13 protein-coding genes are annotated in these 13,610 nt (G+C 73.1%); 6 read left to right on the top strand and 7 right to left on the bottom strand.

The genetic code is table 11. The annotated features are described in order from the left end of the window. Window positions 1-37 precede the first annotated feature (37 nt). A complete protein-coding gene (locus TAE01_RS20440; RefSeq protein ID WP_186814995.1) occupies window positions 38-178 on the bottom strand; it encodes a hypothetical protein in 141 nt (46 codons plus the stop codon). 239 nt (window positions 179-417) lie between these two features. Between TAE01_RS20440 and TAE01_RS01625 the strand changes: the two genes are divergently transcribed. Further along, a complete protein-coding gene (locus tag TAE01_RS01625; protein WP_147062690.1) occupies window positions 418-993 on the top strand; it encodes a dienelactone hydrolase family protein in 576 nt (191 codons plus the stop codon). Here TAE01_RS01625 and TAE01_RS01620 read toward each other — a convergent pair. The 3 genes from TAE01_RS01620 to TAE01_RS01610 form a co-directional block, all read right to left on the bottom strand. Beyond that, window positions 990-1,976: an IS481 family transposase gene (locus TAE01_RS01620; protein ID WP_147062688.1), complete on the bottom strand. Its 987-nt coding sequence runs from the start codon at window positions 1,974-1,976 to the stop codon at window positions 990-992. The two genes, TAE01_RS01625 and TAE01_RS01620, sit on opposite strands and share 4 nt — an antisense overlap. Window positions 1,977-2,543: 567 nt before the next feature. Further along, a complete protein-coding gene (cobF, locus tag TAE01_RS20780) occupies window positions 2,544-3,920 on the bottom strand; it encodes a precorrin-6A synthase (deacetylating) (RefSeq protein ID WP_186814994.1) in 1,377 nt (458 codons plus the stop codon). Beyond that, window positions 3,917-5,449, bottom strand: a complete 1,533-nt coding sequence (locus TAE01_RS01610) for a cobyric acid synthase (protein WP_147062685.1) — start codon at window positions 5,447-5,449, stop codon at window positions 3,917-3,919. Before TAE01_RS01610 ends, cobF begins: the two co-directional genes overlap by 4 nt. 56 nt (window positions 5,450-5,505) lie before the next feature. Between TAE01_RS01610 and TAE01_RS01605 the strand changes: the two genes are divergently transcribed. Next, window positions 5,506-6,012: a nitroreductase family deazaflavin-dependent oxidoreductase gene (locus tag TAE01_RS01605; RefSeq protein WP_147062683.1), complete on the top strand. Its 507-nt coding sequence runs from the start codon at window positions 5,506-5,508 to the stop codon at window positions 6,010-6,012. Between the two features lie 40 nt (window positions 6,013-6,052). Here TAE01_RS01605 and TAE01_RS01600 read toward each other — a convergent pair whose 3' ends face one another. After that, window positions 6,053-6,775, bottom strand: coding sequence for a PadR family transcriptional regulator (locus TAE01_RS01600; protein ID WP_147062681.1), 723 nt, complete (start codon window positions 6,773-6,775; stop codon window positions 6,053-6,055). A 390-nt stretch (window positions 6,776-7,165) separates the two neighbouring features. Here TAE01_RS01600 and TAE01_RS01595 point away from each other — a divergent pair, with 390 nt between their 5' ends. From TAE01_RS01595 to TAE01_RS01580, 4 genes are read left to right on the top strand one after another with little or no spacing between them, the layout of a single operon-like run. Beyond that, window positions 7,166-7,600 (top strand): ATP-binding protein, encoded by a 435-nt coding sequence (locus TAE01_RS01595; RefSeq protein ID WP_147062679.1) that lies wholly within the window; start codon window positions 7,166-7,168, stop codon window positions 7,598-7,600. A gap of 21 nt (window positions 7,601-7,621) precedes the next feature. After that, a complete protein-coding gene (locus tag TAE01_RS01590) occupies window positions 7,622-9,133 on the top strand; it encodes an LLM class flavin-dependent oxidoreductase (protein ID WP_147062676.1) in 1,512 nt (503 codons plus the stop codon). Between the two features lie 29 nt (window positions 9,134-9,162). After that, window positions 9,163-10,050: a DUF5926 family protein gene (locus TAE01_RS01585; protein WP_186814993.1), complete on the top strand. Its 888-nt coding sequence runs from the start codon at window positions 9,163-9,165 to the stop codon at window positions 10,048-10,050. Window positions 10,051-10,064: 14 nt separating this feature from the next. Further along, entirely contained in the window at window positions 10,065-10,796 is a 732-nt protein-coding gene (locus TAE01_RS01580) for a glycosyltransferase family 2 protein (protein WP_147062674.1), read from the top strand. Window positions 10,797-10,819: 23 nt separating this feature from the next. On the opposite strand, the gene pyrE is transcribed toward TAE01_RS01580, so the two are convergent. Beyond that, window positions 10,820-11,404 carry an orotate phosphoribosyltransferase gene (pyrE, locus tag TAE01_RS01575; RefSeq protein WP_246111066.1) on the bottom strand — a complete coding sequence of 195 codons (585 nt, stop codon included), beginning with the start codon at window positions 11,402-11,404 and terminating at the stop codon, window positions 10,820-10,822. A 10-nt stretch (window positions 11,405-11,414) separates the two neighbouring features. Then, window positions 11,415-13,607: a hypothetical protein gene (locus tag TAE01_RS01570; protein WP_147062673.1), complete on the bottom strand. Its 2,193-nt coding sequence runs from the start codon at window positions 13,605-13,607 to the stop codon at window positions 11,415-11,417. Between the last annotated feature and the right edge of the window lie 3 nt (window positions 13,608-13,610).

Here is a 13,610-nt window from a genome sequence, read left to right as displayed (position 1 = left end):
CGCCCGTCGTCGCCCGGTCACGCTCTCGAGCATCGGGTCAGAACTGCAGCCCGCGCATGTCGTGATCCACGACGTCGACGTCGCCGCACCGCTTGCAGGTCAGGATCGTGCGTCCCCTCAGCTTCTGCCGCCTGTAGCGGTGGCCGAGGACCAGGCACCAGAGGTTTCGTCGCGCCATCGTCCGAGTCTCCTCCGGTGGCGCCGTCACGGCAGCGAATCGCGCCAGCTGAGGATGCCGATGCGCTTGCCCACGCCCCCGTTGATCATGCTGCCGACTCCCGGCAGGAAGAACGACTCGAGCACGGAGAGGTCGGCGCTCTTCGGTGCGACCCGGCATCCCAGCAGGGCCGTGGACTCACGAGCCAGGCCTAGATTGTTCGATGATCAGCATGGTGTCCATCGAGCACAGGAGCAAGCATGGCCGACGTCCTCCTCCTCCACCACGCCCAGGGCCAGACCCCGGGCTTCCTCGCCTTCGCCGATGCCCTCCGAGCCGCGGGGCACACCGTGCACACCCCGGACCTCTACGGAGGCGAGAGCTTCGCGACCCTCGACGAGGGGATGGCCAAGGCCCGCTCGATCGGCTTCGGCACCCTTCTCGAGCAGGGCGTCGCGGCGGCCGACGGCCTGCCGGCCGAGACGGTGTATGCCGGCTTCTCCCTCGGCGTCATGGCGGCCCAGCGCCTCGCCCAGACCCGACCGGGCGCTCGCGGCGCCGTCCTGATCGACTCCGCGATCCCGCTCGGCGAGTTCGCCGACGAGTGGCCGGCCGGTGTCCCCGTGCAGGTCCACGGTGGGGAGGGCGACGAGTTCTTCATGGACGAGGGCGACGTCGACGCGGCCCGCGCCGTCGTCACGGCTGCCGCCGACGGCGAGCTCTTCACGTATGCCGGGTGCGGCCACCTCTTCGCCGACGCCAGCACGACGGCATACGACCCGGAGGCCGCCGCGCTCGTGCAGCGGCGCGTGCTCGCCTTCCTCGACCGGGTCTAGGTGTACTGACCTGACAGGTTGGTCAAGCGGGTGATGGGTGGCTTGTTCCCGCAGGCGGTGTGGGGTCGGTGGTGGTTGTACTCGTGCAGCCATGCTGGCAGAGCTGCTCGGCGCTCGTCTTCTGAGGCGTAGCAGCGGGCGTAGCCCCACCCGTCGGCGAGGGTGCGGTGGAAGCGTTCGATCTTGCCGTTGGTCTGCGGCCGGTAGGGCCTGGTGCGGGTGTGCTTGATCGCGAGTTCGGCGCACAGATCACGCCACACGTGCGAGCGGTAGGCCGGGCCGTTGTCGGACAGGACCCTCTGGGTGGGGATTCCACGGGCGGCGAACCAGGCCACGGCCCGTCTTAGGACTGCGGTCGCGGTGGCGGCGGTCTCGTCGTCGTGGACCTCGGCGTAGGCGACGCGGGAGTGGTCATCGATGACGGTGTGCACGAACGCGTGACCCATCTTCGGGTTGTAGTGCACGTTCTTGGGCTTTCCCGGTGTCGACTGCCGGTTGTGCCGTCCTTGGCGGCGTCCGACGTAGCGCCAGCCGCCGCCATCGGGGATGTTGCCCAGCTTCTTGACGTCCACGTGCAGCATTGCCCCGGGGTGCGGGTGCTCGTAGCGGCGCACCGGCTCGCCGGTGGCCCGGTCCACGTGGGACAGCCGGTTCAGGCGGCACCGCACCAGCACCCGGTGCGCGGTCGAGGGCGCGACCCCGGTCAGGGCGGCGAGCTGGACCGGGCCCAGGCGCTTGCGTAGCCGCAGCGCCACGATCCGCTTCGTCGTCGCCGGGCAGGTCTTGGCCGGCATCGAGTGTGGCCGGCTGGACCGGTCGGTCATCGCCTGGCCGGCGGCGTACCGGGCGGCCCAGCGTTTGACCGTGGGCCACGAGCATTGGAACCGGGCTGCGACCTCGACGATCGGGACGTGTTGGTCGACGACGAGCTGGGCCACCCGGAGCCGGGCGCGTGGGGTCAGGGCGGCGTTAGCGTGGGACATGAGGGCCTCCTGTTTGGCGAAGTGAACCTTGAGCAGTTCCACTCCACCGCGGGAGGCCCTCCCATGTCAGCAGCTCACAGCGATGAGTCGCATTCCCTCAACCAACGTGCCCGGTCAGTACATCTAGGCGTCCACGCCGGACTCGTGGGCCACGACTTCCGCACCTCGGGTCATTCTCAGCACCGTCACGAACCACAGGGCGAACGTGACCACAGCGGTGGCCGCGAGCAGCCAGGCCGCGCGGCCCGTGGGGGTGTCGACGTCAGAGCTGGGCGCCCACAGTCGCGGCATGGTCAGGGGAACGAAGAGTGCGGCCCAGGCGTAGACGACCCAGGACCCCCGTGCCGAAGGTCGCCCGCTCCAGCCGCGAGATCCGCACGGCCGGTAGGACCCAGGAGACGAAGGGAAGGGCCCACATGACCCACAGGCCTGCGTCCGGTACGACCTTCGTGAGCCTGCCGCTGCGCGCCAGCAGCCACTGGAGGCGCACGAGCCAGACACAGGCGGGAATCCCGCCCCCGACTAGTCCCCTGTCGTCCACGGCGGCACCCTGGCCGCCTCGAGGACTCAGTCTCGGGTCTCCGGCGAGAACGTCCCGCGCGTCAGGGCGTAGTAGACCTCGTCGGACCGGCTGCCGTCGGGGTTGGGCAGACGCTCGCGCAGCAGTCCCTCCGCCGTGAAGCCCGCCCTGGCGGCGGCCTTGCCCGAGGCGACGTTCTCCGCCTTGTGACCGAGCTCGAGCCGGTCGAGACCGGCCACGTCGAAGGCCCACCGCGAGACGAGACGCAGGGCGCGCGTGGTGAAGCCGCGCCCGCGGAACTCGGGCACGACGCCGTAGCCGACGAGCCCGAGGCCGGGCGGCCCCAACCTCCTGACGCTGATGACGCCTGCGCCGAGCCCCGTGGCTGCGTCGACCATGACGAATCGAGCAGCCCGGCCGAGGCGCCATTCCCGCCGGGCCCGCGCGGCGCTCGTCCTGGCCTCGTCGTCGGTGTGGGGCCGTCCGAAGAAGTCCCAGCGCAGCGACTCCTCGTTGTTGTGCTCGTCGCGCACGACCTGCCAGTCGCCCGCCTCGAGCGGTCGCACGGTGACGACACCGTCGGTCAGGGGCTCGGTGTCCGGGAACCCGCTCGGGCCGGTGTCGCCGAGGGTCCCGGGCGACGGCCGCAGCAGGTAGGTGTCCATGACCCAGCCGTGGCGCTCGCGGGCCTCGGCGCGCACCCGGCGCACCTCGTCGAGGACCTGGGCGAGGGGCCCTCGCACGAGCAGCTCGTCGGGCGTGCCGAGGTAGGCGCCCCAGTAGAGCTCGACCTCCGGGAAGGCGTCTGCGAGCTCTGCGCAGGCGAGGTGCCCGTCGAGCATGACGACGACGTCGCCGAGCGTCGGGTCGTACTCGTCGACGAGCCGCCGTCCGGTGGTGATGTGGATCGGGGCGCCGATGCGGTTGAGCGGGATGCGGTGCCGCGCGGCAAGCAGCTGCGGCGCGCTGATCCCGGCGATGACGTCGTGCTCGACGGTGAGTCCCCTTGCGCCCCAACGCTCGACGAGCGCATCGACGACCCGGATGGTCGAGTCGTAGAACGCCGGGTCACCCCACACGAGGAAGCCGACCGTCCGCTCGCCGTCGTCGAGCCCGCCGATGACGTCGGCGTAGGCGTCCACGCGCGCCGCGTGCCAGTCGCGCACCCCTCGGTCGTATGCCGTGTCGTCGCGTTCGCCGTCCGGACCGCGTCTCGGGTCGGGGACCTCGAGGACCCGGTAGGCGTGCTCCGCCGGGATGAGCGCGTCGCAGACCGCCTGGCGAGCAGCGACGAGGTCCGATGCCGCCTCACCCTTGTCGGCGACGAGGAAGACGTCGACCGTGGCGAGGGCGCGGGCGGCCTCGCCGGTGACCTGGAGGGGGTCTCCCATCCCGATGCCGATGACGCGGATCCGCTCGATCATGCGTGGTCTCCGATCCGGGTCAGGGCGAGGAGGGCGTCGATGTCGACGTGCTCCTCGAGGGCGTCGGCGAGCGTGTCGAGCATCCGCTCGCGGCGTTCGGCGAAGCCTGCGGCGTCCGGGTGCGGCTGCCACTCGGACCCGGCCTTGGCCGCGACCTGGGACAGCCAGGCCCGGCGGAAGCCGTCGCTCTCGAACGCGCCGTGCCACATCGTCCCCCAGACGGCGCCCACGCTAAGGCCGTCCAGGAAGCGTTGCGCCTCAGCGGGATCCGCGTCCTGACCGGTGTCGACCTCGAGGGGTCGGGCGATCCCGTGGTGGATCTCGTAGGCCGTGTCGACGGCGTGGTCCGCCCACGACCCGACCGGACGCGCGAGCACCTTGGCCGCACCGAACTCGGTGCGCACGGGCAGGTGGCCGAGGCCCGGCACGACCCCGACCCGTCCCTCGACGTCGTCCTCGATCTCGTGCCCGAGCATCTGGTAGCCACCGCACACGCCGAGCACCGGTCGTCCGGCGGCGACCCGTCGGGCGACGACCTCGGCCAGGCCGCGCTCGCGCAGCCACTCGAGATCGCTTGCGGTCGAACGTGACCCGGGCAGCACGAGCAGGTCGGCAGACTCCGCCACGGCAGCGTCGACCGTCACGAGGACGTCGACCCCGGGCTCGGCCGCGAGGGCGTCGACGTCGGTCGCGTTCGAGATCCGGGGCAGCCGGACGACGGCCACCTTGAGCCGGTCGCGCGAGGTCGCGGACAGCGCCGTGGAGGCCCGCCAGTGGCCGACCTCGAGGGTGTCCTCGCTGTCGAGCCAGACGTCGAGCAGCCACGGGATGACGCCGTGGAACGGCACGCCGGTCCGGTCGGTGATCGTGTCCAGACCCGGTTCGAGCACCGACACGTCCCCGCGGAACTTGTTGATGACGAAGGACTTCAGCAGGGCCCGGTCGTCCCCCTCGAGCAGGGCCCACGTGCCGTAGAGGGAGGCGAGGATGCCGCCCCGGTCGATGTCGCCGACCACGACGACCGGCAGCCCGAACTGCCGCGCCAGACCCATGTTGACGTAGTCGCCCGAGCGCAGGTTGATCTCGGCGGGGGAGCCGGCCCCTTCGCAGACGACGAGCTCGTAGGCGTCGGCGAGCTCCCGGTAGGCGGCGAAGGCGGCATCGGCCAGATGCGCCCGCCCGGCCGCATACTCGCCGGCCTCGAGGGTGCCCGCGGGCTCGCCGCGCACGACGACGAACGAGCGTCGGTCGGTGCCGGGCTTGAGCAGCACCGGGTTCATCGCCGTCGTCGGCTCGAGCCGGGCCGCCTGCGCCTGGAGGTACTGAGCCCGGCCGATCTCGCCGCCGTCGAGGCAGACCATCGAGTTGTTCGACATGTTCTGCGCCTTGAACGGCGCCACCCGGATCCCGCGGCGCGCGAGGGCGCGGCACAGCCCCGCGACGACGACGGACTTGCCGGCGTCGGACGACGTGCCGGCGACGAGGAGGCCCGACGGGCCCGGTGGCTGACGGGGCGCGGACGTGGACACCGGGCCATCCTGCCCGACACCTCGTGCGACGTGGTCGCCGGTTCTACGCTGCAGACATGCGACTGCGCCGCATCGACGAGGCGAACCCTGTCCAGCGCGCCCTGCGGGGGCTCGTGGCCTCACGGCCGGGGGCCTGGGTCTCCAGACGGCTCCTGCACCGGCTCGACGGGCTCGGCCACCGACTGGCCCCGCGCCGGACCCTCCCCAGCCAGTGGCTCGCCGCCGTCCCGGTCGGGATGCTGACGACGACCGGAGCCCGCTCGGGGCAGCCTCGCACGGTGCCGCTCATGCTCGCCCCGCTCGACGAGGGCTGGGGTGTCATCGCCTCGAGCTACGGTTCCGAGCGCCCGCCGGCGTGGTACTTCAACCTCCGCGCCCACCCGCAGGCCGTGCTCGAGGTCGACGGCGTGACGCACCGCGTGCGCGCCGTCCAGGTCCAGGGGACCGAGAGGGAGCGCGTTCGCGAGGCGGCGCTCGCCTACTACCGCGGCTACACGGCATACGAGGAGCGCGCCGGCGGGCGTGACCTCGGCTTCTTCGTGCTGCACCCCGAGCGCGACTGAACGCGCTCGGGGTGCAGGGGGTGCGGAGGGCCGGCTCGTCCTACTCCGGGTCACCGTCGGCGAGCAAGCGGTAGAGCTTGCGCCGGGTCTCCGTGAGGATCTCCGCCGCCTCGGCGCGCTGCTGCGACGTGCCGGTCGTGACGACCTGCCACATGCCGCCCATGACCTGGCCGACGAGGGGCATGAGGTCGTTGGCTCCGCCCGAGGGGCGGGGGGCCTCCTCCTCGGTCGCCTCCTCGAAGGGCCGCCACGTGGCAGCCATCTCCTCGGCGTTCTCCTCGACGTAGGCGCGACCCGCGTCGGTGAGGCGCAGCAGGCGCCGGCCCTCGACGTCGCGACCCTCGACGAGTCCCTCGTCCTCGAGCTGCTGGACGGTCGGGTAGACCGAGCCGGGGCTCGGCTTCCACGCGCCGCCGGTGCGCTCGGAGATCTGCTGGATGAGCTGGTAGCCGTTCATCTCGTCGCCCGCGAGGACGTCGAGGATGGCGGCGCGGACGTCGCCGCGGCGGGCCCTCGGCCCGCGGCGACCGCCGAACTCGGGACCGAAGCCGGGGCCGCCGAAGTGGCGGACGAGGTCGGCGACCCACGGGGGAGGGCCGGGGCGACCGCGGCCGCCGGGGCCGCCGGGACCGCCCCAGGGGCCGCGACCGGGTCCGAAGCCGGGGCCGTTGCCCGGGCCGTTGCCCTGGCCGCCCCAGCCGCCGCCCCAGCTGCCGTCCCAGCCGGACTCGTGCCGGGTGTGGTGATGGTGGTGTCCGTGCATGGTGTTCTCCTTCTACGAACGCGACTCACGAACAGTCGCGATAGGTCGACGATATATCGCGACTGTTCTGAAGGCAAGGCTCTGCGTGGATCGGCCGTCAGTGGGTACGCCCGACCCGACAGGGACGGTGTCGCCGTTCCCCGTCGATCAGGACGTCTCAGGCTCTCTAGTCGTTGGGATAGAGAGCCGAATAGTGAGAGATCCGCAGGTCAGCGCCTCGGGAAAAACTCACAGTTCATTGAGGTCCGGCGCAGGTTTGGTTAGCGTTCGTCGACAGGGGAAAGCGATTCGCCCGTGAGAGGACGTGACGTGGCGAGCACACAGGGGAGCGGCTCGAGGTCCAGCGCAGGGGTTGGACCTCACCGAGCCGACGCGATCGCAAGGAGATCCATGAGCACCGTCCCGACCGCGCCCCTGGGCGACAAGCGCACGGTGCGCATCCAGTGGGCTCCGTCGGCGGCTCCACGCATCCGCAAGGCGCTCGTCGAGGACCTCGTGTCCCGTGAGGTGCTGCCGCAGGTGATCGACGAGGCCGAGATCGTCGTCAGCGAGCTCGTCGCCAACGCCATCCGCCACGCCAAGCCGCTCTCCGACGGGGCCATCCGCATCCACTGGAAGGTCAAGAACGACGTCGTCGAGGTCGAGGTCTCCGACGGCGGCGGCCCGACCGTCCCGCGCCCCGCGCCGCCGACGACGTGGGCCCCCGGGGGTCGCGGCCTGCGCATCGTGCGGTCCCTCGCCCACGAGTGGGGCGTCATCGAGGACCCGAACGGCCGCACGGTCTGGGCCTCCCTGGGCGGCCCGTCGCGCCGCCGCTCGCACTGAGCCGCGCGGTCCGAGACCGCGGTGCCCCTCCCCGACCCGGCCCTCGTCGTCCTCGTCGGCGCCTCCGGATCGGGCAAGTCGACGTGGGCGTCCCGTCACTACCGCGCAGCCGAGATCGTCTCCTCCGACCAGCTGCGTGGTGTCGTCGGCAGCGGTGAGCACGACCTCGACGCCTCCACCGATGCCTTCGCGCTGCTCGAGCAGGTCGTCGCCGCCCGCCTCGGCCGCCGCCTGACGACCGTCGTAGACACGCTCGGCACCGACGCGCCGCGCCGCCGCCGCTGGCTCGCCGCGGCCCGGGGAGCGGGCCTTCCCGGGGTCGCCGTCGTGCTCGACACCCCCGCCGGCGTATGCCGTTCGCGCAACGCCGCCCGCGACAGACCCGTCCCGGCCCGCGCGCTCGAGCGCCAGCTCGCGTCCGTCGCCGCGACCACCGACCTGCTCGCCGGCGAGGGCTGGGACGCCGTCCTCGTCCTCACTCCCGACGACCTCCCCACCTACCTCCCCACCGCCGGCCCCCGCAACACACCGAGCAGGCGTCGGTCGGGCACGGTTGCAACCGACGGGACCTCACCACCACCCGGTGTGTTGCGGGAGGGTGGGGGCGGGCTGCGTGGTGTCGTGCTCCACCTGTCGCGGTTCCCCGCCGAGGTCGACCTCCTCGAGTGGCTGCGCGACATGGCGGCCGCCGCCGAAGCGGCCGGGCTCGCCGGGATCGCGCTCATGGACCACCTCATCCAGATCCCCCAGGTCGGCCGCGCCTGGGACCCCGTTCCGGAGCCCTGGGTGGCCCTGGGTGCGCTCGCCGCATCGACGACACGGCTCCGGCTCGGCACGCTCGTGACGCCGGTGACCTTCCGCGCACCGGGCATCACGGCCAAGGCCGGGGCGACGCTCTCGGCCCTGACGGGCGGCAGGGCCTTCGTCGGTGTCGGCGCGGGCTGGTGGGAACGCGAGCACGCGGCATACGGCCTCGGGTTCCCCACTCCGAGAGAGCGGCTCGACGCCCTCGAGCAGGGCATCGAGACGATGAAGGCGCTCTGGTCGCCGGGGACCAAGCCGTATGCCGGACAGCGGGTCTCGCTGCCCGAGACGACCTCCTACCCGCGGCCGGTCGGCGAGCTGCCCGTCATCGTCGGGGGCGGCGGCGACCGCACCCTCCGCGTCGCCGCCCGTCTCGGCGACGGGTGCAACGTCCCGTCCGACGAGGTGGGCCTCGCCAAGGTGGCCCGCTACCTCGCCCTCGTGGCAGAGGCCGGCCGCGACCCGTCGACGGTCCACGCGACGGTGCTCGACCTGCCGCTCGTCGGCAGGGACCGCGACGACGTCTGGTCGCGGGTCGAGCGGCACCGTGGGCGCACCGCCGCGGCGAGCTTCGCCGCGCGGCACCACGCCGGCACCCCCGACGAGCACACCCGACGCCTCGCCGGGCTCGCCGGGCGCGGGGTCACGACCGCCTTCGTCGCACCCGTCGGGCTCGACGGACCGGACGACGTGCTGGCCCTCGCGCCGCTCGCGACCGCGTTCGGCTGACCCCCTGCCCGGCCACTAGGGTGGCGCGCATGGGTAAGGCATCACGTCGACCGCGCAGCGAGCGCGCAGACCGTTCCGCACGTCCGCTTCCGGCCCCGTTCGTGGCGCGCCCCTTCGAGGGACTGCCGAACGAGACCGACTGGGTCGCCATGCGCGAGATCGTCCCGGCCGCGACCGCGACGGTCCGCTTCGCCGCAGGCAAGGCGCCTGAGGGCGCCCCCGACGAGGTGACGATCGCGACGGTGCTCCCGCTCGCCTGGCCGGGCCTGCACCGCGAGGGCGGCGAGGTCGTCGTCGGCATCCAGTCCGGCACCGGCAGCGGCGACACGAGCCGCGACATCGCGCAGGCCATCGCCCTCGCCGCCGTGGCCGAGGCCGGCTCGCCCGTCGCGACACTGCCGGTGTCGATGGCCGACACCCCGCGCCTGCAGGACATCCTCGACACCGACGCACCCTTCGAGATGCAGCTGCACGAGGGCTTCGACTTCTGGGTCGCCGACGCCGACCTCGACGCCGACGGCAAGGAGTCCCTCGAGCGTGCCAACGAGTCGGCCATCCCGACCGTCAAGCTCGACGCCGCCCCGTCGGCCTTCTGGTGCCGCATCGGCGAGCGCACCTACGTCCGTTGGGTGCTGCCGTTCGCCGAGGACGACGCCACCAACGCCCTCGCCCGACTGCACGCGGCCGGCGACAGCCACCTCGGCGAGAACGGCCGCCTGCTCGGCTGCTTCCGCTCGAGTGGCCTGCTCATCCCGGTGTGGGAGGTCGACCCCGCCTCGGCTGCCGCCGACTTCGAGGACGCCGTCGCGACCATGAAGACGAAGATCGACGCCGCGGCCGCCTCGACCGAGCCGCTCACCGCGGCCGAGCGTGGCGCCAGGGCCGGCCTGACCAACCGCCAGGTCACCCTCCGCTGAGCCGGCGGCCGACGATGACGACCTCGCCGATGCCCGTCGCCGTCGTCATCCCGGCCAAGGACGAGGCGGCCCGGATCGCCGAGACGATCCGCGGCGTCCGGGCCATCCCGGGCGTCCGGGCGGTCGTCGTCGTCGACGACGGCTCGACCGACGGCACCGCCACCATCGCGGCGCGCGAGGGCGCCGAGGTGGTGCGCCACCCGCGCAACCACGGCAAGGCCGACGCCATGATGAGCGGCCTCGGCCGGGTCAGCGGGCTGCGCCGCGTCGGGCGCCTCGACGAGAGGGCCGCCGTGCTCTTCGTCGACGCCGACCTCGAGGCCTCGGCCCAGGCGGTCGGTGCGCTCGTCGGCCCGGTGGCCCGGGGGGAGGCCGACCTCACCATCGCGACGCTGCCGCAGCAGAAGGGCAGCGCCGGCGGCCACGGCCTCGTCGTCGGCCTGGCCCGGCGCGGCATCGAGGAGCTGACCGGCTGGTCACCCGAGCAGCCGCTCTCGGGCATGCGCTGCCTGTCGCCGGCCGCCATCACCGCAGCGACCCCGTTCGCCCGGGGCTGGGGCGTCGAGGTCGGCATGACCGTGGACGTGCTCGACGCCGGCCTCACCATCCTCGAGGTGCCCTGCGACCTGCAGCACCGGGTCACCGGCACCGACTGGCGCTCCCAGGTGCACCGGGCCGCGCAGTACCGCGACGTCGCCGTCGCCCTCGGAGTGCGTCGGCTGCGACGCCGCCTCGGCCCCGGCTGACGCCCCCGGCTGACGCCCCCGGCTCAGGCCGTCCTGGCGCGGTCGAGGTCGGCCCGGGTCAGCACCGACCGGGTCTGCAGGCCGAGCTCGTGCAGCCGGTTGGCCCCCGGCTCGCTGCGGTCGATCGTGCACACGACCACCTCGACGGTGGCGCCCTGCTCGCGGAGCACGGCCGTCGCGTCCCGCACCGCCCCGCCCGTCGTGACGATGTCCTCGACGAGCGTGATCCGGCGCCCGTCCACGTCGGCGCCCTCGGCGAGCCGGCGGGTGCCGTACGCCTTGGGGGCCTTGCGGACGAAGAGCGCGGGCAGTCCGGTCAGGCTGCTCATCATCGTCGCGATGGGCACCCCACCGAGCTCGAGGCCGCCGAGCAGGTCGGTGTCGTCGGGCACGAGCCGCACCATGGCCTCGGCCACGCGGCGCAGCAGGACCGGGTCGGACTCGAAGAGGTACTTGTCGAAGTACTCCGGGACGACGGCGCCGGACCGGACGACGAACTCGCCCTCGAGGCGGCAGACCCGGTCGATGTCACGGGCCAGCTCGGCCAGCACGGCCGGCTCGGTCAGCACGGCCGGCTCGTCGGGGACGTCGGGCTGCTGGTCCGTCACGGGTCGCTCCTCAGATGTGGTGGCGGTCGCGGCGGCGGCGGACCGGGGCGTTGCGGGCCTCGATGGACAGGAAGTGCATGACGGCCGACGCGACGAGCGGCACCGTGAAGATGGCCGCGACCGGCGGGATGGCGGCCCCCGAGTCGTTGGTGAGGAAGCCGATGACGGCCATGACGATGACCGAGAGCAGCCCTCGACGCATGATCGGGGCCTCCTCGAGGAGGCGCCGCAGCGGCTCGGTGCCGAGGATCCCCGGCCGCAGCACGATCATGACGGCGACGACCATGAGCACCGTCACGACGACGAGCAGCACCGGCATCTGGATCGCGAGCTCGACGTTGGCCCAGAGCTTGCGGGACAGCACGTCCCACGCCCCACCGTCGATGACCGTCTGGAAGAACCGGCCCGGGTGCGAGCGCTCGGCCTCGGGCCGTCGCCAGTCGAGGTAGGAGACGAGCCCGACGACGAGGGCAGCGACGACGAGCACGACCCCGACGTTGCGCACCGACGTGCGCCAGCCCAGGACCCCGAGGAGGAGGTAGCCCAGCGCCGGCACGAGCGCGATCGGACCGCCGAAGTCGGCGCCCCAGGCGGGGAGCACGTCGACGGCGAGAGCCACGCCACCGACGACGACGACGGCGAAGACGGCCAGGCGCGGTGCTCCGCGCCGGACCAGCGCGTGCGCGAGGGCGGCGCAGAGCATGAGGACGGCGGCGGCATACAACGCGAAGGCGACGTTGCCCATGCCGTAGAACCGACCACCGACGAGGGGCTGGAGGCCGAAGATCGAGGAGATCTGCAGGCGCGACCCGGTGAGCAGGTCGACGCCGATGACGCCGGCGGTGATGGCCGACATCGCCGCCAGCGGCCCGAGCGCCGAGCTGCTCCACGGGCCCCGGAGGCAGACGAGGGTGAGCAGCGCGCTGATGACGAGCACGAGGACGAGCAGCACCGGGACGAGCACGAGGGAGCTGGTCGACCACCGCCACCACGGGACGAGGTTGGCGAGGAAGGTCGCGGCCGGCATCGCGGCCGAGGCGAGGCCGACGAGCCTGACGAGGCGCAGCACGCGGGCGCGGGTGAAGCGACGGTTCCACGGGCGCGCCCTGCGGATGACGAGCCACAGCACGAGCATGGGCAGGGCCGTGCCGACGAGCCAGATGGTGAGGAAGGGCGCGACGATGCGGTGCATCGCGTCGGCCTTGGTGTCGATGTCGGTCAGGACGACGAGCTTGCTCGCCGCCGTGGACTCGCTGTTGTTGGCCGACGGCACGACGCTGAGGGCCCGGCCCCCGATGGCCTCCTTGGGCTCGACCCCGCCACGCTGGAGGATCGTCGCGGTGATGTCGGACAGCTGGGCGACGCCCGTCAGCCGCGTCGACGCCGACGCCAGGAGTCCGGGGCCGTAGTGCGGGCCGCTCGCCGTCAGCAGCCGGAGCCGCTCCTGCTGGTCGCGGTCGGCGAGGCCGGCCACGACGAGGTCGGCCCCGTTGGGCATCGCGTCCATGACGAGCCCGATGCGCCGCTCGATGCCGTTGATGAGCTCGAGGTGCCGGGTCGGGTTCGGGTCGGTCCGGTCGATCCCGCCGACGTCGACGATGGTCACCGGGCACTGGGCGAGGTCCGAGACGAGGGTGGTCGCCTGGAAGGGGGAGTACTTCGCGACCTTGCCGTCGGACGTGGCGGCGGCGAGCCCCGCGCCCGGCCCGATGGCCTGGATGCACGTCTTGTCGGCCGCGAAGCTGTCACCGAGCAGGCCGAGCTGCGCCCGGAACTCCGCCTCGCGCGACGCGGTCGCGAGCGCGTCGAAGCCGATGACGCGGAAGCCCGAGGTCGCGCTGCCGGCGATCGAGGGCAGCGGCGAGCACTGCGGCCGGGCCTCGGGGGTGTCGGGGCCGGCCGCCTCGCCGGCCGAGACGGTGGCCCAGCCATCGGTGGGGCACGTCGTCAGGCGCAGGGTCTTGACCGACACCGAGGCGGCCGAGCCGTCGCGGAGCAGCCCCCAGAGCGTCGGGGTGTCCTCGGCGGAGACGTCGTCCCACGACAGACCGCCGAGCCCGATGACGACGAGCGACTCGCCGGGCTTGGGCTGCGTGGTGGGCGGGACGGGGACGGTGGTGCGCCCCACGTAGGCGAGCGTGAGCGCAGCCACCATCACCAGGAGCAGGACGACGAGCGTCTTGACGGGGTGGCGGCGGATCACGGG

Origin of the sequence: Terrabacter aerolatus (assembly GCF_007991735.1) — a bacterium.
GTDB lineage: Bacteria > Actinomycetota > Actinomycetes > Actinomycetales > Dermatophilaceae > Terrabacter > Terrabacter aerolatus.
The sequence above is the reverse complement of the archived record's forward strand: the minus strand, read 5'-3'. Positions and strand labels throughout refer to the sequence as shown.